The sequence below is a fragment of the Kitasatospora sp. NPDC001175 genome (assembly GCF_053598215.1).
In genome coordinates this window covers 26,633-51,605 of the sequence record NZ_JBSFJU010000039.1, presented here as the reverse complement: position 1 = coordinate 51,605, position 24,973 = coordinate 26,633, and the positions used below count along the sequence as shown (strand labels likewise).

21 protein-coding genes and 1 tRNA gene are annotated in these 24,973 nt (G+C 72.3%); 7 read left to right on the top strand and 15 right to left on the bottom strand.

Annotated elements, in window-relative coordinates:
- Positions 1 to 33 precede the first annotated feature (33 nt).
- The gene (locus tag ACWDAK_RS25425) at positions 34 to 711 is read right to left on the bottom strand and encodes a TetR family transcriptional regulator (RefSeq protein WP_344635131.1); all 678 of its coding nucleotides are present in this window, start codon (positions 709 to 711) and stop codon (positions 34 to 36) included.
- Positions 712 to 894: 183 nt separating this feature from the next.
- Between ACWDAK_RS25425 and ACWDAK_RS25420 the strand changes: the two genes are divergently transcribed.
- A complete protein-coding gene (locus ACWDAK_RS25420; protein ID WP_427394701.1) occupies positions 895 to 2,142 on the top strand; it encodes an acyl-CoA dehydrogenase family protein in 1,248 nt (415 codons plus the stop codon).
- A 171-nt stretch (positions 2,143 to 2,313) separates the two neighbouring features.
- On the opposite strand, the gene ACWDAK_RS25415 is transcribed toward ACWDAK_RS25420, so the two are convergent.
- From ACWDAK_RS25415 to ACWDAK_RS25405, 3 genes are all read right to left on the bottom strand, one after another.
- Positions 2,314 to 3,102 carry an enoyl-CoA hydratase/isomerase family protein gene (locus ACWDAK_RS25415; RefSeq protein WP_344635133.1) on the bottom strand — a complete coding sequence of 263 codons (789 nt, stop codon included), beginning with the start codon at positions 3,100 to 3,102 and terminating at the stop codon, positions 2,314 to 2,316.
- A 128-nt stretch (positions 3,103 to 3,230) separates the two neighbouring features.
- Positions 3,231 to 3,650, bottom strand: a complete 420-nt coding sequence (locus ACWDAK_RS25410; protein ID WP_344635134.1) for a RidA family protein — start codon at positions 3,648 to 3,650, stop codon at positions 3,231 to 3,233.
- Between the two features lie 111 nt (positions 3,651 to 3,761).
- Positions 3,762 to 4,331 carry a GNAT family N-acetyltransferase gene (locus ACWDAK_RS25405; RefSeq protein ID WP_344635135.1) on the bottom strand — a complete coding sequence of 190 codons (570 nt, stop codon included), beginning with the start codon at positions 4,329 to 4,331 and terminating at the stop codon, positions 3,762 to 3,764.
- 151 nt (positions 4,332 to 4,482) lie between these two features.
- Between ACWDAK_RS25405 and ACWDAK_RS25400 the strand changes: the two genes are divergently transcribed.
- Entirely contained in the window at positions 4,483 to 5,103 is a 621-nt protein-coding gene (locus ACWDAK_RS25400) for a TetR/AcrR family transcriptional regulator (RefSeq protein WP_427394702.1), read from the top strand.
- Positions 5,104 to 5,313: 210 nt separating this feature from the next.
- Here ACWDAK_RS25400 and ACWDAK_RS25395 read toward each other — a convergent pair.
- Positions 5,314 to 5,389 (bottom strand) — tRNA-Arg (locus ACWDAK_RS25395).
- A gap of 597 nt (positions 5,390 to 5,986) precedes the next feature.
- On the opposite strand from ACWDAK_RS25395, the gene ACWDAK_RS25390 reads away from it, so the two are divergent.
- The 5 genes from ACWDAK_RS25390 (at position 5,987) to ACWDAK_RS25370 (ending at position 11,744) form a co-directional block, all read left to right on the top strand.
- A complete protein-coding gene (locus ACWDAK_RS25390) occupies positions 5,987 to 6,565 on the top strand; it encodes a single-stranded DNA-binding protein (RefSeq protein ID WP_344635137.1) in 579 nt (192 codons plus the stop codon).
- 342 nt (positions 6,566 to 6,907) lie between these two features.
- The gene (locus ACWDAK_RS25385) at positions 6,908 to 8,296 is read left to right on the top strand and encodes a Cys-Gln thioester bond-forming surface protein (protein ID WP_344635138.1); all 1,389 of its coding nucleotides are present in this window, start codon (positions 6,908 to 6,910) and stop codon (positions 8,294 to 8,296) included.
- A 308-nt stretch (positions 8,297 to 8,604) separates the two neighbouring features.
- On the top strand, positions 8,605 to 10,269 hold the full coding sequence (gene ettA, locus ACWDAK_RS25380; protein WP_344635139.1) for an energy-dependent translational throttle protein EttA: 1,665 nt from the start codon (positions 8,605 to 8,607) through the stop codon (positions 10,267 to 10,269).
- A 145-nt stretch (positions 10,270 to 10,414) separates the two neighbouring features.
- Positions 10,415 to 10,888 carry an acyl-CoA thioesterase gene (locus tag ACWDAK_RS25375; RefSeq protein ID WP_344635140.1) on the top strand — a complete coding sequence of 158 codons (474 nt, stop codon included), beginning with the start codon at positions 10,415 to 10,417 and terminating at the stop codon, positions 10,886 to 10,888.
- Positions 10,889 to 11,027: 139 nt separating this feature from the next.
- Complete coding sequence (locus ACWDAK_RS25370; protein ID WP_344635141.1) at positions 11,028 to 11,744, top strand: hypothetical protein; 717 nt, start codon at positions 11,028 to 11,030, stop codon at positions 11,742 to 11,744.
- Between the two features lie 113 nt (positions 11,745 to 11,857).
- Here ACWDAK_RS25370 and ACWDAK_RS25365 read toward each other — a convergent pair whose 3' ends face one another.
- The 10 genes from ACWDAK_RS25365 to ACWDAK_RS25320 all read right to left on the bottom strand — a co-directional run bounded on the left by ACWDAK_RS25365 (position 11,858) and on the right by ACWDAK_RS25320 (position 24,776).
- Positions 11,858 to 12,262, bottom strand: coding sequence for a globin (locus ACWDAK_RS25365; RefSeq protein ID WP_344635142.1), 405 nt, complete (start codon positions 12,260 to 12,262; stop codon positions 11,858 to 11,860).
- A 168-nt stretch (positions 12,263 to 12,430) separates the two neighbouring features.
- On the bottom strand, positions 12,431 to 13,564 hold the full coding sequence (locus ACWDAK_RS25360) for an ABC transporter permease (protein ID WP_344635143.1): 1,134 nt from the start codon (positions 13,562 to 13,564) through the stop codon (positions 12,431 to 12,433).
- Positions 13,561 to 14,478, bottom strand: coding sequence for an ABC transporter ATP-binding protein (locus ACWDAK_RS25355; protein ID WP_344635144.1), 918 nt, complete (start codon positions 14,476 to 14,478; stop codon positions 13,561 to 13,563). The genes ACWDAK_RS25360 and ACWDAK_RS25355 overlap by 4 nt, the downstream gene beginning before the upstream one ends.
- 141 nt (positions 14,479 to 14,619) lie before the next feature.
- Positions 14,620 to 15,906, bottom strand: coding sequence for an FHA domain-containing protein (locus ACWDAK_RS25350; RefSeq protein ID WP_427394703.1), 1,287 nt, complete (start codon positions 15,904 to 15,906; stop codon positions 14,620 to 14,622).
- A 46-nt stretch (positions 15,907 to 15,952) separates the two neighbouring features.
- Complete coding sequence (locus ACWDAK_RS25345) at positions 15,953 to 17,278, bottom strand: vWA domain-containing protein (protein WP_344635146.1); 1,326 nt, start codon at positions 17,276 to 17,278, stop codon at positions 15,953 to 15,955.
- An 88-nt stretch (positions 17,279 to 17,366) separates the two neighbouring features.
- A complete protein-coding gene (locus ACWDAK_RS25340) occupies positions 17,367 to 18,503 on the bottom strand; it encodes a PP2C family protein-serine/threonine phosphatase (protein ID WP_344635147.1) in 1,137 nt (378 codons plus the stop codon).
- Positions 18,504 to 18,508: 5 nt separating this feature from the next.
- Entirely contained in the window at positions 18,509 to 20,980 is a 2,472-nt protein-coding gene (locus ACWDAK_RS25335) for a serine/threonine-protein kinase (RefSeq protein ID WP_425557543.1), read from the bottom strand.
- A complete protein-coding gene (locus ACWDAK_RS25330; protein WP_427394717.1) occupies positions 20,977 to 22,323 on the bottom strand; it encodes a hypothetical protein in 1,347 nt (448 codons plus the stop codon). The genes ACWDAK_RS25335 and ACWDAK_RS25330 overlap by 4 nt, the downstream gene beginning before the upstream one ends.
- An 84-nt stretch (positions 22,324 to 22,407) precedes the next feature.
- Entirely contained in the window at positions 22,408 to 23,355 is a 948-nt protein-coding gene (locus ACWDAK_RS25325) for a glutamate ABC transporter substrate-binding protein (RefSeq protein ID WP_427394704.1), read from the bottom strand.
- Positions 23,356 to 23,366: 11 nt separating this feature from the next.
- Positions 23,367 to 24,776 (bottom strand): hypothetical protein, encoded by a 1,410-nt coding sequence (locus ACWDAK_RS25320; RefSeq protein ID WP_427394705.1) that lies wholly within the window; start codon positions 24,774 to 24,776, stop codon positions 23,367 to 23,369.
- Between the last annotated feature and the right edge of the window lie 197 nt (positions 24,777 to 24,973).

Here is a 24,973-nt window from a genome sequence, read left to right as displayed (position 1 = left end):
ACCCCGCCGGCCTTCACAAGAGGTGAGGAGAGCTCATGTTCCGTACCCCGGAGCCCGGTTGGGCTGCACCGCGTCGGGGCTCTGCACGCCCGGCGGGACGGCGGCCTGCGGCAGTGGCGCGGCGGTGGCCAGCCGGCCCCAGAGCAGGTCGGCAAGGGACCGCACCATCCGGGCGCGGGAGCAGGGTTGCTGTTCGAGCCACCAGTCCCCGGCCGCCAGCACCATTCCGGTGATCGCCCGGCCCCAGGCATCGGCGAGCAGCGGGCCGTCCGAGCCGAGGTCGATCTGGGCGCGCACGGCCTCGCCGATCTCGTCGGCGATCCGCTTGAGCGCGGGCGCCAGCGCGTTCCCGGCACCGGTGGGATCTCCGGGCTCGGGGTGGGTCAGCAGTCGGTAGACCTGCGGCCGGGACTCGATCGCGGCGAGGTAGACGTCCAGGACGTGTTCGACCCGGTCGCGGCGCTCCAGCGGCTCGTCGAGCGCCGCCCTGACTGCGGCCAGCAGGCCGGAGGTGTGCCGCTCGGTCAGTGCCCCGATCAGCCCGTTCCGGTCGCCGAAGTGCCGGTACAGGATGGGCTTGGTGATCCCGGCCTCCGCGGCGATCGCGTTCATGCTGGCGCCCGGCCCGTCGCGCTGGACCACCCGGTCGGCGGCGTTGAGCAGCTGCTCCCGGCGGGGCTCACCGGGCGGTGCGGGGTCGGCGGTCGGCACGTACTGGCTCCTGGTGGCGGCTGGGACTGGACGGGCGGCGGGGCGTTGACACGCGTTACCAATGAGTAGCAGACTCCGGCGGTGTTACCGGGGGTAACACCCGTAGTGGCGTGGACGCGCCAGGCCGGCGTCCGGCTGCATCCCGGGCGATCCGCCAGGCACCTGTGACCGGAGGCAGGAAACATGAGCACCTTCTCCCTCGACCCGGGCGAGGACCAACTCGCCGTACGTGACTGGCTGCACGGCTTCGCCGCCGACGTGATGCGGCCGGCCGCCGCCGAGTGGGACGAGCGGGAGGAGACCCCGTGGCCGGTCATCCAGGAGGCGGCCAGGCTCGGCATCTACTCCCTGGACTTCTACGCCCAGCAGTACTTCGACCCCTCCGGCGTCGGAATCCCCATCGCCATGGAGGAGTTGTTCTGGGGCGACGCCGGGATCGGGCTCGCCATCGTCGGCACCACGCTCGCCGCCGTCGCCGTGCTGGCCAACGGCACCGACGAGCAGATCGGCACCTGGGCGCCGCAGATGTTCGGCACCCCGGACGACGTCGAGGTGGCCGCCTTCTGCTCCTCCGAACCCGACGCCGGCTCGGACGTCTCCGCGCTGCGCACCCGGGCCGTCTACGACCACGCCAAGGACGAGTGGGTGCTGAACGGCACCAAGACCTGGGCCACCAACGGCGGCATCGCCGCCGTCCACGTGGTGGTGGCGACGGTCGACCCGGCGCTCGGGGCGCGCGGGCAGGCCTCCTTCGTGGTCCCGCCCGGCACACCCGGCCTGACCCAGGGGCAGAAGTTCAAGAAGCACGGCATCCGCGCCTCGCACACCGCCGAGGTCGTCCTGGACGGTGTCCGGGTGCCGGGCCACTGCCTGCTCGGCGGGAAGGAGCGGCTCGACGAGCGGCTGGCGCGGGCCCGCGAACAGGCGGTGCGGAGCGCGGCGGGCACCGCAGGCCCGGCGAAGCGGGGCGGCAACGCGGCGATGGCCACCTTCGAGGCGTCGCGCCCGGCGGTCGGGGCCCAGGCGGTCGGCATCGCGCGCGCCGCGTACGAGGTGGCGCTCGACTACGCCCGCACCCGGGTGCAGTTCGGCCGTCCGATCATCGACAACCAGGGAGTGGCCTTCATCCTGGCCGACATGAGGACCCGGATCGACGCCGCCCGGCTGCTGGTCTGGCGGGCCGCCTGGATGGCCGCCAACAACCAGCCGTTCACCGCCGCCGAGGGCTCGATGTCCAAGCTGTACGCGGGCGAGACCGCGAAGTGGGTGACGGCGCAGGCGATGCAGATCCTCGGCGGCAACGGCTTCACCAGGGAGTACCCGGTCGAGCGGATGCACCGGGACAGCGCGATCTACTCCATCTTCGAGGGCACCAGCGAGATCCAGCGGCTCGTGATCGCACGCAGCATCTCCGGGCTGCCGATCCGCTGACGCCCGCCCGGGCCGGTCGTGCCGCCGGGCCGCCCGGCTGCCCGGCTGCCGGGGTGCTGGGCTGCCGGGTCGCCTGGCTGTCGGGCCGTAGGGCTACCGGGTTCGTTGCGCTGTCGGGCCGCTGCGCTTCCTGGTCGTCGGGCCGCGGGTCGGGTCGCTGGACCGTCGGGCTCAGAACCGGGGCTCGCGGCGTTCCAGGAAAGCGGCCAGCCCTTCGCGCACATCCGGCGCCAGGCGGGACTTGCGTTCCCACGGCGCCACCGCCGCCTGCGCGTCGGCCGGCCCGGAGGCGGCGAGAACGGCCTTGGCCGCGCCGATGGTCTGCGACGAGCGGCGGGCCAGCAGGCGGGCGAAATCCCGGGCGCGGTCGTCGAGTTCACCGTCCGGCAGTACCTCGTCCACCAGGCCGAAGCGTTCGGCCCGCTCGGCCGTGACCAACTCGCCCGAGAACAGCAGGTACTTGGCCCGGGCGGGACCGACCAGGCCGGCCAGGCGGAGCGTAGGCACGGCCGGATAGACCACCCCGAGCTTGGCGGGCGTGATCCCCAGCCGGGCGCCCTCGGCGGCGAACCGCAGATCGCAGGCGACCGCCAACTGGCAGCCGCCGCCGACACAGTAGCCGTGCAGCACGGCGATCGTCGGGTGCGGGAAGGCGGCCAGCGCCTCCTCCGCCGCGACGTTCACCGCATGGTAGGCGCAGGCCCGGTCCGGGGTGCCGTACACCTCCGCGAGTTCGGCGATGTCGGCGCCCGCGCTGAAGGTGCCGCCCGCGCCGGTCAGCAGCAGCGCCCGGACGCCCGGCAGCGCGGCGAGCCGCTCCAGGAGGCCCGGCAGCCGCTGCCACATCTCCATCGTCAGGGCGTTCCGCCGCTCCGGGCGGTCCAGCACCAGGACCGCCACGCCGCCGTCCTCGACGTACGCGCGCAGGCCGTCCACCCCGGTGTCCACGGCCGTTCCCATGGCCGTTCCCATGGCCGTTTCCGCGGCGGGGGCTCCGGCGCGCCCGGTCCCGGGCGGCGCGGTCGTCGGGCCGGTGCTGTTCGGGTCGTGCTGGGGCAAGGCGGCCTCCGGGATCCTCGGGTCGGCGTTCACCCTTCCACAGCGGGGACCCCGGGGACTACGGCGGTGGCTGTGATCTCCACCAACTGTCCGGTGTAGCCGAGGCAGGACACACCGAGCAGCGTCGAGGTGTGCGGACCCTCTGCGAGGGCCGAGGAGTTGACCACGTCCCAGACCTCGGACAGCCGGGCGGGCTCGTCGGCCACCACGTAGACCGTGCTGGCGACCACCTGCGGCAGACCGCTGCCGACGGCCGCCAGGGCGGTCTCCAGGTTGGCCAGCACCTGCCGGGCCTGCGCGGTGAAGTCGCCGGGGCCGGCCAGCTTGCCGTCAGCGTCCAGCGGTACCGAACCGGCCAGGAACACCAGCCGCTCACCGGCCTCGACCACGGCGGTGTGCGCGTAGCCGGGTGGCGGGAAGAGCGCTGGAACGGTGCGGTGCTGAGCCATGGACATGCTCCTCGGGCCGGTGGCAGTGATCGAAATCATGGCCGGGGGGCCCGTGTTCGGCACCTGGTTTTCGGGCTGCCCGGCGACGCACCCGTGGCCGCTCCGGTCCGGCTAGGCGTCCGAAGTGTCCGCGGCCCGCTGCTTCGCCCACTCGTGGGCCAGGAGCGACCAGATCTCCTTGTCGTGCCGGATCCCGTTGTGCGGGAAGTACTCGCGCAGCACGCCGTCCAGCTGCATGCCCATCCGCTGCGCGACCGCCCGGCTGCGGGCGTTGCGGGTGCTGGTCCACCACTCGACCCGGTGCATCCCGCGCTCGATCAGCGCGTAGTCGAGCAGGTGGCGGACGGCGGCGCTGATCAGACCGCGTCCCTCACCGGCGGCCTCCGTCCAGACCCCGATCTCGCAGTTGCCCGACGCGGTGTCGAAGTGCACGAACATCACGCCGCCCACCAGCGTTCCCGCGCGCCAGATGCCGTAGATCCGGCCGGTGTCAGTGGCCTGCCGGTCCGCGTAGCCCTGCAGGGTGGCGCGGGCCGAGGCGAGGTCGGTGGACCGGGACGCCCACGGGATCCAGGGGTCGGTGTTCGGGCGGGCCCGGTCGATGTGGGCCAGGAACTCGGCGGCCTGCCAGGGTTCGAGCGGGCGCAGTTCGGCGTCGTCTGCGAGCGGTATCGCGTACACGGGGCCTCCGGGGTGGGCTTGCGAGGGGGTGTGAGGGCTTCTGTGAGCTTCTGGTGGTCTTGGTCGAGAGCGGGTCGAGGCGGGCCGGACCGGCCTCCGGCGCCTGGTGGAGAGAGTACATAACAAACGTTTGGCAGGTACCATATCGCCCATGACGCCTGCCCGTGGAGACCATGACGCCCGACGTGCCGATGTCTCCGAGGCGGTGTGGCGGGTCCTGGCCGAGCGGGGCTTCGGCGGGCTGACACTGCGCGCGGTGGCCGCCGAGATGCAGGCCACCACCGGACTGCTCACGCACTACTTCCCGAACAAGCGGGCCCTGGTGGCACACGCCCTGGAGGTCCTGGAACAGCGCTCCGCGGACCGTCCGCGTCCCGCGGTGGCGGCGGTGGGGGCCGCCGACGGGTCGGGGGCCTCGACGCTGCGGCTGCTGCGGGCCGTCCTGCTCGACATCCTGCCGCTCACGCCCGAGAGCCGGGACGGCAACCGGATCTGGGTCGGCTCCTGGGACGTGGCGCTGACCGACCCGGAGCTCGCGGCCGAGCACGCCGCACGCTACCGGCGCGCCCGCGAGCGGCTCACCGCGCTGATCGCGGACGCGCAGCGGGCCGGGGCGCTGCCCCCGGGCCGTTCGGCAGCGGACCTGGCGGCGTCGGCGCAGAGTCATGTGCTGGGCCTGGTGGTGCAGGCGCTCCTCGCGCCGCAGGAATTCCCGCCCGAGCGGCAGACGGCCCTGCTGGACGCCTACCTGGACGCGCTGCGCACGGCCTGAGAGGTGCCGTGCCCGGCCCAGGGGGCGGCTGCGCACGGTTTGAGAGGTGCCGTGCTCGGCCCGGGAGGTGCTGGGTGCGGCCCAGGGGGCGGCTGCGCACGGTTTGAGAGGCGCCGTGCCCGGCCCGGGAGGTGCTGGGTGCTGTCCGGTCGCTCTCGTGGGCCTGCCGGCTGCGGCGGGCTCGGGGCGTGCCGAATTGGCGGGTGGCGCTGGTGCCCCCAGCAGGATTCGAACCTGCGACCTACCGCTTAGAAGGCGGGTGCTCTATCCGCTGAGCTATGAGGGCGTTACAGGGCGGAGTCAGCCCGGGTGGGGCTTCGGCCGGTTTGGAGTCCGCCGGTGCGCACGCGGTGGCGACCGGTTGTTCCGGGACAGGATAAGGGTGCCCGGATACTCCGCCGAGTCTTAGGGCACCGGTTCGGGTGTGTCGGGCCCGGTGGAGCGGTCCGATAATCGCAGGTGGCGGCTGGGTCTGCAGCGCTCTGGCACGTTCTGGCGCCGGACGTTGTGCAGTCGTTACGGGGCTGGAGCCCCACCCGTTATGGATTTGGTGCGGAGAATCCGGGTCTGTCCTGTCTGGAGGGGGGCAGATATGGGTTCGTTCGGTCGGATGACAAGGCCGGACGTGTCTACTGGGCCACCCGTTCGGGTCCTTCGGCCGGGTGCCCGCGAGCGAACCGATGTTGTCATGGCCTCGTTGCCCTGATGTCGCACTATGGTTCATTTCCGTCTCTGTTTCACTCCGGAGAGTTACCTGAGTTATCCACAGGGCCGGGTTATCCACAGGATTTCCCGGTGGGCTGGTGTGGATTTCCGGCTCTGGGCACTCTCTCCTCGCGGCGGTGATTCCGCTTGGTAATTCCCGAGGAGCGGAGTGTGTGTCATGAACGAGACCCTGGTGACGATGGTCGGCAATGTCGCCTCCACTGTGAGCTATGCGGAAACTCCGGCTGGCGTGCCGGTGGCCAACTTTCGGATGGCGGCCACCGAGCGCCGATTCGACCGTGCCACCGGCGACTGGGTGGACGGTGAGACCAACTGGGTCACCGTGGTGGCCTGGCGCTGGCTGGCCGCCAACGTGGTGAGCTCGGTGAGCAAGGGGGATCCGGTCGTGGTCAGCGGCCGGCTGCGGATCCGGGAGTGGGGCGAGGAGGGCAAGCGGCGCTCCGTCGTGGAGATCGACGCCCGGGTGGTCGGCCACGACCTCGGACGCGGCACCTCGGCGTTCCGCTGGGCGGTGCAGGCCAGGCCGGAGCTGGTCGCATCGCGGCCGGGCCGTGAGGGGCAGCCCGCGGTGCCGGACTGGATCGTCGCGGCGGTCTCGGCGGGAGGGGCCGGGCAGCGGGTCGGCGTGGGCGGTGCTGTTGCCGATGGGGCGGAAGGGGGGAGTGGGGACGGCGGGGCTGGCGAGGTTGACGCGGCGGCAGGGTCGCCCGCGGCGGAGCCGGTCGGCGCGGCCTGAATGGGGCGCTGCGTCCCGGGGCAGGGCCTCTCGCGACCCGTGGTTCCCGGTGGGGAAGGTGTGGTTCGGGTAGAGACTGTTGATTGACGATCGGAAACTGGTTCTGCGTCAAGTTTGCTCGAGTTTAGGTTCCTTGATAACGAAACAGATACGGTACTGTCCTGGTTTGGCATGGAGGTTTGCAGGCCGCAACGGGTCAATAAGATGCGTCTGGTTCATACAAGTGCAGCGGCGCCACGGGGCGCGCCGCTTTGCAAGGCGGGCTGCCATCGGCACGACCCAGCCCGAAGGGATCTCATGTTCCAGAAGCAGGGGCGGGCTGTCTCCCGCATAGGCGCTGTCATGCTCGCGTCGAGCATCGCGATCAGTGCAGGCATGATCACGGCGGGCGCGGCCGCCGCGGTCGACGTCACCACCTCGGGCGCCAAGGCGGTGCTGGTCGACGGGCCGCTCAGGCACGGCCAAGCCATCGACATCCCCATGAAGGACGGCAAGGTCGAGCACGCCCAGGGCGGGCTCATCGAGCTGAAAACCGGCGACCAGACCCTCGACACCTACTGCATCGACCTGCACAACCCGACCCAGCGCGGCGCGCAGTACCAGGAGACCGGCTGGGAGTCGAGCTCGCTGGCGGGCAACAAGGACGCGGGGAAGATCCTCTGGATCCTCGAGCACTCCTACCCCCACATCAGCGCGGACCAGCTGGCCAAGGACGCGAACATCGCCGGCCTGACGGAGGACGAGGCCGCGGCCGGTACCCAGGCGGCGATCTGGTACTTCTCGGACGGTGCCAACGCCGTCCCGAAGGACGGCAAGGCGAACGACCTGGCCAAGTACCTGATCAAGAGCGCGCAGCCGCTGGAGGAGCCCAAGCCCACCCTCAGCCTGTCGCCGAACGCCGTCTCCGGTAAGAGCGGCGCGCTGCTCGGTCCGATCTCGGTCACCACCAACGGCTCCTCCGTGGACCTCTCGGTGGACGCGGACGGCGCCAAGGCCGGGCTCACCGTCACCGACAAGAACGGCAAGGCGATCACGAGCGCCAAGTCCGGCGACGAGATCTACGCCAAGGCCCCGGGCGGCGGTGCCAAGGGCACTGCCGGCATCAAGGCCACCACCTCGGCCCAGATTTCCGTCGGCCGTGCCTTCACCGGTGTCAACGCGGACAACGTGCACAGCCAGACACTGATCCTGGCGGGCTCCGAGGCCGTCCCGGCCACCGCGAGCGTCAAGGTCAACTGGGCCCCGACCGGCCCGATCCCGGCCGTCACCAGCAAGGTGGACTGCGTCCAGGGCGCGGTGGTCGTCACGGCCGCCAACAACGGCGACCAGGACTACACCTTCACGCTCAACGGCAAGACCTACACGGTGAAGCCGGGCGCCAGCACCAGCGTTCCGATCAAGGTGGACGAGGACAAGTCGTACCACTTCACCGTCACCGGCCCGAACGGCTTCAAGCAGGACATCCAGGGTGTCCTGAACTGCAAGACCGACACCGGCACCACCACCCCCAGCTCCACCCCGAGCGCCAAGCCCAGTCCTTCCACGAGCTCGTCCACCGGCGGTGGCACGGGCGGTTCGACCGGTGGGTCGACCGGTGGCGGCCTGGCCTTCACCGGTGGCGGCAGTGAGACCCCGTGGCTGGTCGGCGCCGGCGGTGCGCTGCTGGTCGCCGGTGGCGGTGCGGTCTTCGCCCTGCGTCGCCGCGGCCGTCACAGCCGCACCACGGTCTGACCTCCCGGTCCGAGCCGTCCCCGCCCCACCCGGTGATCTCCCGCCCTGATCCGGTGCGGGGGAGTGCTGCGGCCTCCGAGCCGCCGAAGCGCTGAAACACCGAGGGGCACCCGGTCCCGTCCTCCGCTGAGCGCGGAGGGCGGGACCGGCCCGTTTCGGGCACCTGCGGCAGGGCGGTCCGGTCCCGGCGGCAGGGCGGTCCGATTCCAGGGGGCCGCCTGACCAAGGCCGTTCGGGACCTCTGCCGCCGTGCGGCAGAATGGAAGGCTGTAAGCAGAATATTCATGACGACGCCGGAGCGATCTCACGTGGCGGAATACATCTACACCATGCGCAAGGTGCGCAAGGCACACGGCGACAAGGTCATCCTTGACGACGTGACGCTCAGCTTCCTTCCCGGAGCGAAGATCGGCGTCGTCGGCCCCAACGGCGCCGGTAAGTCGACGGTGCTGAAGATGATGGCCGGGCTGGAGCAGCCGTCCAACGGCGACGCCTTCCTCTCGCCGGGCTTCACCGTCGGCATGCTCCTCCAGGAGCCCCCGCTCGACGAGTCCAAGACCGTCCTGGAGAACGTCGAGGACGGCGTCAAGGAGATCAAGGGCAAGCTCAACCGGTTCAACGAGATCGCCGAGCTGATGGCGACCGACTACTCCGACGAGCTGCTCGACGAGATGGGCAAGCTCCAGGAGGACCTGGACCACGCCAACGCCTGGGACCTCGACGCCCAGCTGGAGCAGGCCATGGACGCGCTGGGCTGCCCGCCCGGCGACTGGCCGGTCACCAAGCTCTCCGGCGGTGAGAAGCGCCGGGTCGCGCTCTGCAAGCTGCTGCTGGAGTCCCCCGACCTGCTGCTGCTCGACGAGCCCACCAACCACCTGGACGCCGAGTCGGTGAACTGGCTGGAGCAGCACCTGGCCAAGTACCCCGGTACCGTCGTCGCGGTCACCCACGACCGGTACTTCCTGGACAACGTGGCCGGCTGGATCCTGGAGCTCGACCGCGGCCGCGCCATCGGCTACGAGGGCAACTACTCCACCTACCTGGAGACCAAGCAGGCCCGTCTGAAGGTCGAGGGCCAGAAGGACGCCAAGCGCGCCAAGCGCCTCAAGGAAGAGCTGGAGTGGGTCCGCTCCAACGCCAAGGGCCGCCAGGCGAAGTCCAAGGCGCGTCTTGCCCGCTACGAGGAGATGGCGGCCGAGGCCGACAAGATGCGGAAGCTGGACTTCGAGGAGATCCAGATCCCGCCGGGCCCGCGCCTGGGCAGCATCGTCATCGAGGTGGAGAACCTCAACAAGGCCTTCGGCGAGAAGCTCCTGATCGACGACCTGTCCTTCACCCTGCCGCGCAACGGCATCGTCGGCATCATCGGCCCCAACGGTGCCGGCAAGACCACGCTGTTCAAGATGCTGCAGGGCCTGGAGACCCCGGACGGCGGCAAGGTCAAGGTCGGTGAGACCGTCAAGATCAGCTACGTCGACCAGAACCGGGCCAACATCGACCCGAAGAAGACCCTGTGGGAGGTCGTCTCCGACGGCCTCGACTGGATCAACGTCGGCCAGGTCGAGATGCCGTCCCGCGCCTACGTCTCGGCGTTCGGCTTCAAGGGCCCGGACCAGCAGAAGCCGGCCGGGGTGCTCTCCGGTGGTGAGCGCAACCGCCTCAACCTGGCGCTCACCCTCAAGCAGGGCGGCAACCTGCTGCTCCTCGACGAGCCGACCAACGACCTCGACGTCGAGACCCTCTCCTCGCTGGAGAACGCCCTGCTCGAGTTCCCGGGCTGCGCCGTGGTCATCTCCCACGACCGCTGGTTCCTGGACCGAGTGGCCACCCACATCCTCGCCTACGAGGGCGAGAGCAAGTGGTTCTGGTTCGAGGGCAACTTCGAGTCCTACGAGAAGAACAAGATCGAGCGGCTGGGCCCCGACGCCGCCCGTCCGCACCGGGCCACCTACAAGAAGCTGACCCGAGGCTGACGACCAGGCCCGGCGACGGCCCGGCAGACCGCCCTTGCGGCGGGCTGCCGGGCCGCCGCCCGTAAGCTGGCCGGCGGATAGCCGGCCAGTGGCCGGCCCGTCGGCGGACACCCGCCGACGGGTGTCCGGATTGAAGGAGAGACTCGTGGCACGCCACATCTACGCCTGCCCGTTGCGGTGGTCCGACATGGATGCCTTCGGGCACGTCAACAACGCGGTCTTCGTGCGTTACCTGGAGGAGGCCCGGATCGACTTCATGTTCACCCAGGCCACCGCCGCCGGGGCCGGGGAGTTCGCGGGCGGCTCCGTGGTGGCGCGGCACGAGATCGACTACAAGCGTCCGCTGGTCCACCGGCCCACGCCGGTCACCATCGAGACCTGGGTGACGGCGATCGGCGGTGCCTCGCTGACCGTCTCGTACCAGATCAAGGACATCAACGAGGACGGCACCGAGACGATCTACGTCGAGGCGTCCACCGTCGTCGTCCCGTACAACCTGGTGGAGGGACGGCCGCGCCGGATCAGCCCGGTGGAGCGGAAGTTCCTCAGCGCCTTCATGGACGACGCGGACGAGGTGGCCACCGGCGCCGCTGCCGGCGCCGTCGCTGCCGCCGTCTAGCGGGCGGCAGCCCGTACCGGTGCGGTGGTCGGCGACTGCCGGTCGCTGACCATCGAACGCCGGTCGCCGGCGGTTGACCAGCGAACGCCGTGTACCGAGTCCGTTGAGAACAGTCCCCTGCACCGAGTGAGCTGATCCGTTGAACACGCCAGTCCGCCTGATACTCGCCGATGCGGGGGAGGCTGCCGACCTGGTCGCCTTCCTGGAGCGGTTGCTGCGCTTCGACCGGGCGGCCGCGGTGCGCCTGCAAGCCGTGCCGTCGGCCGGGGCCGGCGGCGGGGCGGGGGTGCCGGGCGGCGGGGTGCTGGCGGTCTTCGGACGGCTGCCGCTGGGGAGTTCGGGCGCACTGGCGATCCGTACGGCGAGGCTGGCCGAGTTGGGCGAGCCGACCGATGTCACGGTCTCCGCGGGCCAGTTGCTGGAGTCCGTCGACGAGCAGGCCGGCACCGTTCCGGTCCCCGCTGCCGTGACCGGGCCCGCCTGGGCCGGTCTGCTGCCGCCCCGGACCGGGTGGCAACTGCTGGCCGAGCCGCCCGCGTTGCGGGTCTTCCCCGAACTGATGGCGGCGGTGAGTGAGTTCAAGACGCGCAGCGAGGCGGTGCCCGAGCACCACCGGACCCGTGCCGTACTGGACGGGCTGGCCGACGAGATCTGGTCCCGTCCGCTGACGGCCGCGCCCGAGGTGCCGCTACGGGCGGTGCATGCCGCGTATGTGATGGGGTTCCTGCGCCCAGCCGTCCCGCTCGCCGTGCACCGGGCCGGGGCCTGGCTGAGGCTGAGCGCTCCGGCCGGGTCGGTGGCGGTGCGCACTGCCGCGGCGCCGGGCTCCGGGCTGGGCCTCAGCCCGCTGCACTGACGGGTCCTGTTCCTCGACTGACTGACCCTGTTGTCCGGGCCCGCCGGGGTTCGGCGGGTGCCGTTTGGGCGGCCGTCGGCGCACCGGACCCGCCAGGTGCTGCCGGGGTGCCGTCAGCCGGAGGTGTTGATCATCGACGCGGCGGCGTAGGCCAGGTAGTCCCACAGCTGGCGTTCGGCGTCGGCGGGGAGCCGCAGCTCGTCCACGGCCACCCGCATGTGCTTCAGCCAGGCGTCGTGAGCGGCCCGGTCCACCCGGAACGGCACGTGCCGCATCCGCAGTCGCGGGTGGCCGCGCTCGTTGCTGTAGGTGCGGGGGCCGCCCCAGTACTGCATCAGGAACAGGGCCAACCGCTCCTCGGCGGGGCCCAGGTCCTCCTCGGGGTACATCGGCCGCAGCAGTTCGTCCTCGGCGACGCCCTGGTAGAAGCGGTGCACCAGCCGCCGGAAGGTCGGCTCGCCGCCGACGGCGTCGTAAAAGGTCTCCTCGCTGAGCGTGCCACGTGGGGTGTCATTCACCCGACCATGGTCGCAGACAGCCGCAGGGGCCGTACACCGGTCTTTCGGCGTACGACCCCTGCGGGGTGGCCCGGGGCGGCCGGGAGCGTGCGGCTACGCGCAGTCCCAGCGGCCACGCGTGCCTCACTGGTCAAGCGCTGTCCCAGCGGCCACGCGTCGTCCAGACGACTACGCGTCGTCCCAGTTGAAGAAGCGGGACGCGATCAAGGACATCACGGCAGCGAAGGCGAGCAGGATGCCCATGGACGGGAGCACGTCCATCAGGCCGCCGCCCTTGCTCAGCACCGACTTGGCGGGCTCGATCATGTACCGCAGCGGCAGGGCGCGCGAGACGGTCTGCAGCCAGCCGGGCGCGACGTCCAGCGGGATGAACGCGCCGCCCAGGAAGGACATCGGCAGGACGATGATCTGGTTGATGCCGTTCGCCGCCTCCTCGGACTTGGCGATGGATCCGGTGACCAGACCGATCGACATGAACGCGATGGTGGCGCAGAGCACCAGCGGCACGATCAGCCACCAGTTGCCGGTCAGCTTCAGGCCGAAGTACGGCGTGGTGGCGACCAACAGGAAGAGCCCGGTCTGGGCCAGCGCCACCAGCACGCTGACGCAGACCCGGGCACCGACGATGGCCAGCGGCGAGACCGGGGTCAGCCGCAGCCGTCGCAGCACCCGCTTCTTGCGCCAGGTGACCAGGGTGAACGAGGACCCGTACACCGCGCCCATGGCGATCGCGTAGGCGAGCAGGCCGGGGGTGAGGAACTGGATCGTCTTGATCGAGTCGTCCTCGACCTGGCTGGCCGCCAGTGTGTAGGAGGGGGCCTTCCCGGAGGCGGCCTGGTTGGCCGACTCGACGACCGAGCTCAGGATGGCCTGCACACTGCCGGCCTTGACCTGGTCGGAGGCGCTGAAGCGGAGGACGACCTGTCCGTTCGGCCCGGACTCCACCAGGCCGTCCAGCTGGCCCTTGCGCACCTTCTCCAGCGCGGAGGCCTCGTCCGAGTACTTGGTGATCTTGAGGGTCTTGTCCAGCTGCGCGTGCACCTCGCTCGGCACCTGGTCGAGCAACTGCACCGCGCCGACCTGGGCGACCTTCACCTGAGGGGTGCTGGAGTTCTTGTAGAGGCTGCCGAAGAGCACCAGGAACAGCAGCGGGAGGACCAGCGTGAAGAACACGGTCCCGCGGTCCCGCAGGAAGCCGAGCAGCATCACCCTGGCGAGCCCCGCGAAGGCGCTCACCCGTTCCTGCTCCGCCGGCTGCCCTCCGGTCGGTGTCTGCTGTGCCGTGGCCGAGGTCGTGCTCATGCCCGGTACTCCCGTCCGGTCAGCTGGAGGAAGACGTCCTCCAGGGTGGCTCCGCGTACTTCCAGGCCGCGCAGGGCGTTCTGCTCCGCGAGCACCGACAGCACCGGCGCCGGGGCGCGGGTGGAGACGGACAGCGAGACCCCGTTGTCCTCCAGGTTGGCGATCTCGGCGTCGGCCGCGCCGAACAGCTCGCGCGCCCGCGCGGCGGTGAGCTGGCCGGACTCGACGCTCACCCGCACGGTGTCGTCGATCTCGCGGACCAGGGCAGCCGGGGCGCCGGTCTTCAGCACCTTGCCGTGGTCCATCACCGAAACCCGGTCGCAGAGCACCTCGGCCTCGTCCAGGTAGTGGGTGGTCAGGACGACCGTACGGCCCTCGGCGTTGATGTCTCGGAGCAGGTCCCAGAGGTTGCGGCGGGCCTGCGGGTCGAGGCCGGTGGTGGGCTCGTCCAGGAAGACCAGCTCCGGGTCGTGCGCCAACGCGCAGGCGATGGACAGGCGTTGGGCCTGGCCGCCGGACATCTTGTCGGTGAGGACGGAGGCGGAGTCGGTCAGTCCCACCCGCTCCAGCATCGCGTCGGCCCGCTTGGGACCCACCCCGTAGAAGGACGCGAAGGTTCGGATGGTCTCACGGGCGGTCAGTTTGTTGAAGAAGGCCGAGGCCTGGAACTGTACGCCGATGCGCGGCAGCAGTTTGCTGTTGCGCGGCCAGGGCGACACCCCCAGCAACTCGATACGGCCCTCGTCGGCCTCGCGGATACCCTCGAGGATTTCGAGGGTGGTGGTCTTCCCGGCCCCGTTCGGGCCGAGAATCCCGTAGAACTCGCCAGTCTCGACGGTGAGTGACACCCCGTCGACAGCCTGGACATCCCCGTACCGCTTCCGGATCCCGTCAGCGGATATAGCTGCAGTCATGTCCTGAACCCTAGAGGTCGAAGGGATTCCCGTGCAGGTCAGAGCAGCGTGCGTGGTGAAATTGTGACCGGGTGGGGCCCGTTGGAGGCGGGTCCCACCCGGCAGGGTGTCAACCTGACGCCGAGTCGATGAGACTGGTCGTCAGGAACGGTGCAGGGTGATGGTGGTCCAGGCGCCGACGTGGATGCGGTCACCGTCCGCCAGCGGGATCGCGGTGTGCGGCGGCACCGGGTCGGAGCTGCCGTTGACCGTGGTGCCGTTGGTGGAGTCCTGGTCCACCAGCACCCAGCTGCCGTCGTTCTGTTCGGCCAGCAGGGCGTGCTGGTGCGAGGCCCCCGGATCCTCCGGCGCGACCGACAGGTCGATCTCCGGGACGGTGCCCCGGTGCTGGCTGCGGCGCCCGATCCGCAGCTGGCCGCGGCCGGTCAGCGGGATCCGGCGCTCGGGGCAGTACGGCGGGAAGAACAGTCCGGCGGCCTCGGGGCCGCTGCGCGCCATCATGTCGGTGAAGTAGTCGCGGTCGGCGCTGACCACCGCTATCCAGGTGGCACGTGCGGGCGGCTGCTGCTGCGGCGCGGAGGGTGCGTTCGCGGGCGGCGCGAGGCGGAACGACGTCCCGAACTCGTCGCCCGGAGCCGTCGGCCCGGGCTGCGCGTAGACCGGGCCGGTCCGCTCGAAGGCGTCCGGATCCGGGAACGCCGAGGCCTGCTCGTACGTCTGCCCGCCCTCGTACGGCGCGGCCTTGGCGAACGGGTCCGCCTTGGCGAACGGGTCCTGTGGGTACGGGGCGGCGTTCTCGTACGGCGCGGCCTGCGGCTGGGCGTACGGATCGCGCCGCGCGTACGGGTCGCCACCCTCGAACGGTGCCGGGCCGGGCGCGGGGAACGGCGGGGGCTCCGGTGCCGGCGCGGGCGGCGGGGTCGGCGGCTGGTACGGGCTGGGGGCGGGGCCCGGCGGCGGCGCGGGCGGCTGGTACGGCGCGGGCGCCGGCGGCGGGTAGCCGTAACCGCCGCCCTGGGCCGGGCCGGCCGGCGGAGCCGGGGGTTGTTGGTGGCCCGAGGGAGCGGAGAGGTCGTAGTCGTACCCGCACTCCTCGCAGTACCGCCCGGTCTGCGGGGTGCGGCAGATCGGGCAGGTGACCAGCGGGGCCGTCGGCTCGTGCGGGGCGGCGAAGGGCGGCGGTGCCATCGGCAGCCGTGGGGGAGCCGGCGGGACGGGCCCGCCGGCCGGCGCGCCCATCGGGCGGCCACCGGGCGGCGCCCCGTGCGGAGCGGCCGAACCGGGCATGCCGGATGGCCCGGGCATGCCCGGACCGCCGAACGGGGCCGAGCCCGGGACGGCCACGCCCGGCGGCGGGGTCATCGGGAAGCCGCAGAAGTCGCACCAGTCCTCGGCCTGCGACTCATGGCCCCTCGGGCAGATCGGCATCAGTTCCCCCACATTCCGGCAGGTCCGCCACGCTCGGCTGAACCGGTCATTTCTTCACCCGTACCGTCTTGGTCGACCGGGTCTCAAGAGTCATTGAGTCGGCCTCGCTCACGTTCTTACGGAACCGAACCGTACCCTCCTTCGCGTCCACTACGTCGACCACCTTCTGCAACAGCTTGAACGTGCCCTCGTTGCCGGTCTCGTGGGCGAGCCGCACGGCGATGCCCAACTTCGCGGTGGCACGGTCCACATCCCCCGCCCGGTGCGCGGCCATCCCTTCCTGGACGGCCGCGGAGAGCTCGGCCTGGCCGGTGTAGTGGGCCACCTGCGGGCTGATCCGGGTGGAGGAGACCAGGTCATCGGTCCAGATCGCCCGGACCAGGCCCTGGGAGAGCACCTCGGAGTTGCCGTCGGGCCGAGGGAGGACCAGGCTGATCCGGGCTGCGAGCATCTCGTTGCCGACCGGGGCGTTCGGGACCTCGACGCAGACGTGGTAGTCGCGGCTCTCGTCGCCCCAGGAGCCGGTGGGGTAGTCGCCGGCGCGCGGCCCGGCCTCCGCCCGGCGCCCGGTCAGGTCCTCGACCGTCGGGGCGACCTGCTTGACGTACTTGACCACCGCGTTGGCCGGGGTCCACAACCGCAGTGCCACGTCGGCGACCTGTTTGCCCATGGTCTTCTCCATCATGCTGCGGAAGTCCTCGGCCAGGCCGGAGGGCTCCGCGACGATGTCCACCGTGCCGAGCAGGGCGGAGGAGATCCGGCGCAGCTCGTCGATCTCCCAGTCGGTGCCGACGCCGCGGCAGTCCACCGTGAACCTGCCGGTGACCTCGTCCAGGACGCGCTGCAGTTCGCGGGGCTTCTCGTGCTCGTTGCGGCCGTCGGTGAGCAGGATGCCGTGCCGGATGGCGATGTCGGGCCGGGTCTCGAAGAGCCGGTCCGCCAGCGAAAGCCAGGTCCCGATCGCGGTGCCGCCGGCCGGGTTGAGCTTGCGCAGGGCCTGCTTGGCCTGCTCACGGGTGGCCTGGCCGGCGACGGCCAGCCGCCCCTCGCCCGGGTAGACCTCGACGGCCTCGTGGGTGCCCTTGACAACGGCGAAGGCGACGCCGTCCCGCAGGGCATCGATCGCCACGGCGGTGGCCTCGCGGGCGTTGCGCATCTTCGTGGGCGGGTAGTCCATCGAACCCGAGCAGTCGACCATGATCACCACCGCCGAGTCCGCGCCCCGCGCGCCGTCGGTGGACGGCAGCCCGGCCGCGGTGCCGGTGGCGGTGACGGTGACGATCGCGTTCACCTCGCGAGCACCGTCGGCCAGGTACTCGTTCTGGAAGATGTCGACGCTGAAACCCGGGTGCGAGTTGGACTGGGTGGCCATCGCTGCTCCTGTCGAACGTTGAGTGAAGTAGAGCGGTGAGTGAGCCGGGGGAGACGGTGGTGCGGGTACGGATCGGCCTGATGGGGCGTCAGGGCCTGGTGGTGGCTGCCGGGGAGGGCTGGTCCGGCAGGGTCCGGAAGGGCTGGAAGTCCACCAGCGTGGGAGCGGGCTCGATGGCGGGCGGGTCGATCGGGAGGACGGCGACGGTGATGTTGTCGTGTCCGCCGGCGGCGACCGCGAACCTCACCAGCGCCTGCGCGGCTGCCAGCGGTTCGGTGCGGGCGTCGGCGCGGACGAAGGAGGCCAGGTCGGTGGCGGCCTCGGCGTAGTTCCACAGGCCGTCGGTGCAGATCAGCAGCACACCGGGGACGTGCGGGGTGAAGCCGACGGTGTGCGGTTCGAGCTCCTCCGCGTCCGCGCCGAGCCAGCCGGTGATGGCGTGCGCGCGCGGGTCGGCGTACGCCTCGGTCTCGCTCATCAGCCCGGCGGCGACCATCCTGGCGGCCCAGGAGTCGTCCTCGGTGAGCCGGTACGGGACGGCGGCGACCCGGTCGTCCGGGATCCAGTACGCCCGGGTGTCGCCGACCCAGCCGATGGTGACCCGTCCGCCGGCCGCGATCGCGCTGACGTAGGTGCAGGCCGGCGCGTTGAGGCTGCCACCCGGCGTGAGCGTTCCGTCCTGCGCCAGCTCGGAGACGGCGCGCGCCGCCGTCTCGATGGCGGCGCGCATCGCAGCCTCGGGCTCCTCGCCGTGCTCCAGGGCGGTCAGCAGGGACTCGGAGGCGGCGTCGACGGCGGCCTTCGACGCATCGTCGGGCCGGGCGGAGGAGGAGACGCCGTCGCAGACCACCGCGACCACGGCCGGCTCGCCGCCGGGCAGTGAGGTGGCGGCCACGGTGAACGCGTCCTCGTTGCGGTGGTGGCGCAGACCGCGGTCGGTGACGCCGGCGACGCCGGTGACCGAGCGCTCCTGGTGGTCGCGCGGTCGGGGCTGCACGCCGCCGCAGGACTCGCAGTACCCGTCGGGGGCGACCTCGGCGGCACCGCAGTGCACACAGGCCGACGACGCGCCGGCCACGGGGCCCGCGCCGGCTTCGGGACCGGCGGGGGGCTCCGGTTCGGCCGGGGGCTCCGGTTCGTTCAGGTCCCGGCCGCAGGCGCCGCAGAAGACGTCCTCCACCTCCAGCGGTTCGGCACAGCTCGGGCACACGGTCTGCTGCGGCATCGCACTCACACCCACGTCCGGGGACGGGCCCGGTTCGCCCGTTCCACCATCTCGATCCTGGTCTCGGTCCGGTCGGACAACCGGGCCAGCACTCGGTAGGAGTGTTCCAGAGCGAAGCGCAGTTCCCGTTCACCGGTCGAATGTCCGAGTACCCGAACGGCGGCGTCCGGGCCCGCTCCCGGCCGCCCGGCCAGCACCCAGGCCAACGCGCTGTCGAGCACCTCGATCGCCAGTTCCTCGCTCCGCCGGGCGTCCAGGGTGAGCCCGGCCAGTTGCTCGGAGCAGCGGACCAGGTCGGGACCGAGCGGATCACCCGCTGCCCGGCCGCGCAGCCGGGCCCGGACGGCGCCGATCCGGGCGGCGGTGTAGTGCGTCGACACCTCGGGCACCGCCTCCAGCGCCCGCACCGCGCCCGGCCGGTCGCCGGCGGCCAGCCGGACCCGGGCCAGGCCGAAGGCGGCACTGACGTAGGCCGGGTCGGTGCTGCCGACCAGTCGGTAGAACTCGGCCGCGTCCTCGCCCGAGCCGGCCAGTTCGGCGCAGACGGCCAGGGCCAGCTTGGGCGCGGCCTCGCCGGGGAACGCGTCGTAGACGGCGTCGAAGGCCTCGGCCGCCTCGGCGATCCGGGCCGGCCGGGAGGCAGGGTCCGGTGCGGGGATCACCAGCGCCGCCAGCCCCCGGTACCAGACCGTCCGCCAGTCGTCCGGGTACTCCTGCGCCAGGGCGTGCAGAGCGGCGTCCACCGCGGCGTCGTCCCGCAGCTCCAGGTGGGCGCGCAGTTCGCGCAGCCGCAGCTCGACCGAGGGGACCGGTGCGGCGGCGAGGGCGGCCAGCGCCTCGGCGGGCGAGCCGGCGACCAGGGTGGCGAGGAATCCGGCGCCCGGGTCGCCTGGGTCGACCCGGGGTACCGGCAGGGCCAGCGCGGCGGCCGCAGCGTCCAGCGGCTCGGTGGTCAACTCGGTGTCCACCACCCGCAGTTCGGGGCCGAACAGGGTGGAGGCGGCGGGCCTGGCCCGCCCGTCCTGCAGGCTCAGCACCTCGCGCAGCACGCCCGTCAGCTGGTCGGCCATCTCCTCGGCGGAGGCGAATCGGCGGGCCGGGTCCGGATCGGTGGCTCGGACCAGGAGGCGGTAGTACGACTCGTACCGGTCGAAGACCGGGACCTGCTCGGGGTCGGGCAGGTCGTAGCGGTAGGCGGTCGAGTAGCCCTGGAAGTCGAAGGTGAGCACGGCCAGGGTGCGCGCCACGGTGTAGAGGTCGGAGGCGGGGGAGGGGCCGTGGGTGGCGATCTCCGGGGCTTGGTAGCCGACCGTGCCGTAGATCGGGCCCTCGTCGTCGAAGCGGCGGACGGCGCCCATGTCGATGATCTTGAGCGAGTCCTCGGCCTGTATCACGTTGTCGATCTTGAAGTCGCAGTAGACCAACCCCCGGCTGTGCAGGTAGCCCAACGCGGGCAGCGCCTCCAGCGCGTACGCGATGGCCTGCTCCACCGGCAGCGGATCGCGGCGGCCGTCGGGGGTGCGGCGCCCGCCCGCGATGTCCTTGAGCGACTTGCCGCCGACGTACTCCATCACGATGTAGCCGTCGGTGGAGCCGGTGCGCAGATCGGGGTGCTCGACGAAGTTGATGATGCGGACGATGTTCGGGTGGTCCACCTCGGCCAGGAAGCGGCGCTCCGCTATCGCCACCGCCAGCGCGTCCTCGTCGCCGGTGTCCAGCAGGCCCTTGAGCACCACCCATCGGTCGCTGACCCGCCGGTCCACCGCCAGGTAGATCCAGCCGAGACCGCCGTGGGCCAGGCAGCCGAGCACCTCGTACTGGCCGCCGACCAGGTCGCCGCGGACCAGCTTGGGCGTGAACGAGTACGGCGTGCCGCACTTGGTGCAGAAGCCCTCGGGCCGGCCGGGCCGGCCGTTCTTCTCCCGGCCCACCGGGGTGTCGCACTTGCTGCAGAACCGCTTGTGCTCGGGCACCTGCGGGTCCGTCAGCACGGCCGCCGCCGGGTCGGGTCGGGGCACCGCAGGCACTGTCACCAGGCCGGCGCCCAGGTTGCCGCGCCGTGCCGTACCCGTGCTGCCGCCCTTGCTGCTGCGGACCGAGAGCGAACGGCCGCTGCCGGTACGGGTGGAGCGGTGCGAACGGGAACGGCCCGACATGGTCCGCGCCGAGCGGCTGGAGTCCGGGGAGGCCGTGCGGGCCGACGGCAGGTACGGCTGGGTCGGGGGGAGCGTCTCCAGCGGGGCCAGGCCGCACTCGTCGCAGTAGCCGTCCGCGTCGATCGTCCCGGTGCACTCGCCCCTGGCGCACCCGTCACCCGGGCCCGCCCGCCGGGCCGGAGCGGGCCCGGCGCCGGTGGAGGTGGCCGCGGCGGCACCCGCCGCGGGGGCGAGCCCGCACTCGTCGCAGTAGCCGTCCGCGTCGATCGTCCCCGAGCCGGAGCACTCCGGCCGTACACATGCCTCGCCCATGGATCTCATGCCCCCCGTTCGTCCTGGTACCCGATCGCCGGTCGGTCAACCGGCCCGCCCGCCTCGGGCCGCGGCGCCGGCGGCCGGGCGGGTCTTATCGACTGCTGGAAGCGGTTCACCGCCTCCGCCGCCGCCCGCAGGTCGCACGGCGCGCTCCACAGCAGCCAGCGGGCCTTCTCGAAGCGCTCGACCACCTCCGGGTCCTCGGCCAGTCCGAGCCGGGCGGCCATCGCCTTGTACGCCTCCAGCCGCCCGCGCAACTCGGCCCGGAGCGCAAGCGGTTGGGCGACCTCGGTGAGTGACTGCCGGGCCCGGGCGAGCTCCTTGGTGGCGGCGTCCTCCAGGGTGTCCAGCAGGGGTGCCAGTCGGTGCCACTGGCCGGTCTGCTGCAACTCCACTGCCTGGACGATCCGTTCACGCAGTGCCGAGGCGGGCCCCGGCACGGCCGGCACCTCGGTCGCGGCGATCTTCGCCAGCACCTCGCCGCGGGCCCGGCGGGCCTCGGCAAGTGTGGCATCGGCGCGTTGCAGCAGGTCGCCGACCTGCTGCAACCGCTCATGGGCCTCGTCCCGCAGTCGGAGCAGCCCCTCCAGCTCGACCCGGATGTCGTCCAGGCCGCGCCCGGCCCGGTCGAAGCGCTCGGTGTCGACCACACCCGCGGCCGGGGCGAACGGGCCGGCCCCGGTGGGGGTGTCGCCGGCACGCTGCGCCGGCACCCGGGCCGGACGCCAGAGCGCCAGCGGGTCGGCCAGCACCTCGGCCCGCAGTGTCGTCAACTCCTCGGCCAGACCGGCCAGATCGTCGCCGAGCGGATGGCTGCCCGGGCGGACGCCGACCGAGACGGCGAGCATCTGCACCCGGCCCAGCTCGACCAGCAGCAGGTCTATCCGGGCGGGCAGCGCGGACCAGACCGCGTCGGCGGCGTTCACCACCTCGAGCACGGTGGCGTACCAGGCGTTCATCCGCTCCATCAGCTCGTCCAGGCTGATCCGCTCCACCAGCCGGGCCGGCCCGGGGCCCGCCGCCTCCGGCAGCCGGCCGCCGGGGACGGTCACGGCCGGGCCGCCGAGCAGCTCGCTCAGCTCGGCCAGTTCGGCGCTACCCGGACGGTTGCGGCGGGAGCGGACCGCCCGGGCGGAGGCCAGCGCCTCCGAGTAGCGGTCGAACAGCTCCCAGAGCAGCGTCAGGGCCTGCGCGGCGACGGACCAGCGCTCCTCGGTGCGCCCGCTCAGCGCGGCGCCCTCCAGTAGCCGGCGGCCCTGGTGGTCCTGCAGGGCCAGCAGCGCCGCCTCCACGGCATCGCGCTCGGCACCGAGCCGCGCCAGGGCGCGGTCCACCTCCTCCCGGTTCATCACCGGGCCAGCAGATCCTGCCAATGCTCCGTCCTTCCTTCGTCCGTACGTCCAGCTCCGATGGCCGCCACTATTCCGGACGGGTCACCTGAGGTACGCGGCCGGGTCGGCCCCCATGCTCCCGGCCAGCCAGTGGTCGTAGCTCGCCCGCCAGCCGCCGTCCGCCCGGTAGTCCACCAGCACCTGGTTCACCCGCGCCACCAGGTCGGTGTCCTCCTTCCGCATCGCGATGCCCATGTGGGCGAAGGCGATCTGCTCGCCGGCCTGCTCGACCGTCGGGTCCTGTGCGGCCTGGGCGGCCGCCAGCGCGGTGTCGGTGAGCGTGGCGTCCACCTGTCCCAGCTGCATCAGCACCAGGCAGTCCAGCTGGTTCTCCACCACCCTGATGCCGGCCGTCCCGTAGGGGTTCCGGTTCCCTCCGGGACTGAGCACCGCCTGCGAGGACGACTGGTCGGCCACGCAGGCGCGGCTGCCCCTGAGCCCCTGCGCCAGGCTGGTGACCTTGGCCGCCTTCGGTACCACCAGCCGCTGGCCGGAGGCGAAGTACGGGGCGGAGAAGGCGATCTCCTGCCACCGCTCACAGGTGATCGTCATCGTACGGGCGATGAGATCGACCTGGCCGTTCTTGACGGCTTCCATACGCTTGGCCGTCGGCACGGTCCGATAGGTCACCTTGTCCGGATCGCCGAGCAGCGCCTTGGCCACCGCTCGCGCCAGGTCGATGTCGAAGCCCTCGACCCGGCCGGTCTGCGGGTTGCGGTAGCCCCAGTGGTAGCTGTTCTGGTCCACTCCGATGATCAGGGTGCCGCGCTGCTTGATCTGCTGGACCTTGGGCCCGCTCTCGCTGCGGCTCGGCGCCGGCGTGCGGTCCTCGCAGCCGCCCGCCGAGGCCGGGGCGGCCTGCGGCGGGACGGCCTCGGGCCGCTGCACCGCCGTGCGGACGGGCGCCCCCGGACCGCCCGCGCCGAGCAGCCAGGCCGCCAGTACGGCAACGCCGCCCAGTCGTGCGGTACGTGCCACTGTGCTACGCATCGTCAGCCCCCTCACCGGTACTCGGCCAGCCGGCGGCCGAGGCCGCGGAGCACCCCGGCCGCCGCCAGCACGGCCAGGACCGCGGACCCCGCCGCCACCGCGTCCAGCACCCCGTCGGTGCCCTTGGCCGAGTGGGTGAACGCCGCCTGCTCCGCCGTCGCCGCCCGGGCCAACTGCTGGTCCAGGGCGGTGAAGGCGCTCTCCGCGGAGGCATCGGTGCCGCCGACCGTGGCGTGCAGTGCGGCGTCGTAGTCGCCCTGTTCGTTGCTCCTGGCGGCGGTCCTGTGCCGGTCGTCCCAGGCGGCGAAGAGCGTCTGGGCCTCGGCCAGGGCCGCAGCCGCCTCGCCGGGCGCGCTCGAGCGGGCCCGGGCGAGGGTGCCGCCACTTCGCCCGCCGCCGTTCACGCCGTCCGCGGCGGGCGGGCCGGCCAGCGAGGCGGTCAGCGCGGACCACTGCCTGGTGTAGGTGCCGGAGGCGCCCCGGGCGACCAGGTCCAGGTTCTCCGCCGTGTGCGACTGGAGGGCCTCGATCCTGGCCTGGTCGAGCGTGCGCAGCGGGACGGCGCCGTTCGCCCGGCTGTCCGCCAGCCCGGACCGGGCGGACAGGCTGCCCGCCGTCAGCCAGGCCAGCGCGGCCAGCACGGCGGCACTCGCGCCGAGCAAACCCGGGTTGAACACCCGGTTGGTCCGGCGCAGCAGCAGCACCTGGCAGCGGACCAGTACCACGAGCGTCAGCAGTCCGAGCGCCAGGGCCGCCCACGGGAACGAGTCGGCGGCACGGTAGTCACCGTCCAGCCGCCCGGCCTCCACCGCCGCGAGGTGCTGGGCGGCGGGCAGCATGGTGTCCTGCATCCGGCCGGACGCGTAGCGCAGATACGCTCCGCCGAGCGGCAGGCCCTGCCGGTCGTCCGCCCCGGCGGTCTCCACCAGGCCCGCGTACTGCGGGAGTTGCCGGTTCAGGGTGGCGACCCACTGCTGGGCCTCGGAGGAGGAGCCGGCCCGGGCGGCGGCCTCGGCGAGCAGCCGGGCGGCGGTGTCCAGGTCGCCGTGGTAGCGGTCGCGGACGGCCTGCGGCGCGTCGCCCGCGAGCAGGAAGGCGGACGCGGCGGTGGCGTCGGCGTCGGCGAGCGAGCGGTAGATCTCGGCGGCGTTCTGGCTCAGCGGCTGACTGTGCGACACCACCTGGCCGGCCGCGCGGGCCCGGGCGGCGGCCTGCCAGGCCGTCAGCGCGCCGAAGGCCAGTACCAGGGCGGTCAACAGGACGGCGGCGGTACGCAGTCGGGCGGGCGCGGTCCGGGTGGCGCGGCGCGGCCACGCCATGGCGCGCCGGACCACGGGCGGGACGGGCGCCGCCGCCGGTCCGGGTACCGGAGCCACCACCGGTCCGGGTGCTGCTCTCGCGGTCTGCGCCGGTGCTGCCACCTGCCCCACCCTCCCCCCAAGGGCGGCCCCGCCTCACCGGAGCCCGCCATTGCCAAGCAGTATGGCCACGGCCCCGGGCGGCCACACGCGAGTTGTGCGCCTCTTGAGCTTCGCCTGTTCCCAACTCCCGTGCCCCGTCCGGCCGGAGCCCCCGGTGGTGCCCGGCGGCCGGCGGCGCGGATGCACCCTAAGCGGTG

What these genes read in the sequence shown, in the direction of transcription:
- ACWDAK_RS25420 (WP_427394701.1), top strand. Translation starts at nt 895, where the DNA reads ATGAGCACCTTCTCCCTCGACCCGGGCGAGGACCAACTCGCCGTACGT.
- ACWDAK_RS25415 (WP_344635133.1), bottom strand. Translation starts at nt 3,102, where the DNA reads ATGGGAACGGCCGTGGACACCGGGGTGGACGGCCTGCGCGCGTACGTC.
- ACWDAK_RS25410 (WP_344635134.1), bottom strand. Translation starts at nt 3,650, where the DNA reads ATGGCTCAGCACCGCACCGTTCCAGCGCTCTTCCCGCCACCCGGCTAC.
- ACWDAK_RS25400 (WP_427394702.1), top strand. Translation starts at nt 4,483, where the DNA reads ATGACGCCTGCCCGTGGAGACCATGACGCCCGACGTGCCGATGTCTCC.
- ACWDAK_RS25390 (WP_344635137.1), top strand. Translation starts at nt 5,987, where the DNA reads ATGAACGAGACCCTGGTGACGATGGTCGGCAATGTCGCCTCCACTGTG.
- ACWDAK_RS25385 (WP_344635138.1), top strand. Translation starts at nt 6,908, where the DNA reads ATGCTCGCGTCGAGCATCGCGATCAGTGCAGGCATGATCACGGCGGGC.
- ACWDAK_RS25360 (WP_344635143.1), bottom strand. Translation starts at nt 13,564, where the DNA reads ATGAGCACGACCTCGGCCACGGCACAGCAGACACCGACCGGAGGGCAG.
- ACWDAK_RS25355 (WP_344635144.1), bottom strand. Translation starts at nt 14,478, where the DNA reads ATGACTGCAGCTATATCCGCTGACGGGATCCGGAAGCGGTACGGGGAT.
- ACWDAK_RS25350 (WP_427394703.1), bottom strand. Translation starts at nt 15,906, where the DNA reads ATGCCGATCTGCCCGAGGGGCCATGAGTCGCAGGCCGAGGACTGGTGC.
- ACWDAK_RS25345 (WP_344635146.1), bottom strand. Translation starts at nt 17,278, where the DNA reads ATGGCCACCCAGTCCAACTCGCACCCGGGTTTCAGCGTCGACATCTTC.
- ACWDAK_RS25340 (WP_344635147.1), bottom strand. Translation starts at nt 18,503, where the DNA reads ATGCCGCAGCAGACCGTGTGCCCGAGCTGTGCCGAACCGCTGGAGGTG.
- ACWDAK_RS25335 (WP_425557543.1), bottom strand. Translation starts at nt 20,980, where the DNA reads ATGAGATCCATGGGCGAGGCATGTGTACGGCCGGAGTGCTCCGGCTCG.
- ACWDAK_RS25330 (WP_427394717.1), bottom strand. Translation starts at nt 22,323, where the DNA reads ATGAACCGGGAGGAGGTGGACCGCGCCCTGGCGCGGCTCGGTGCCGAG.
- ACWDAK_RS25325 (WP_427394704.1), bottom strand. Translation starts at nt 23,355, where the DNA reads ATGCGTAGCACAGTGGCACGTACCGCACGACTGGGCGGCGTTGCCGTA.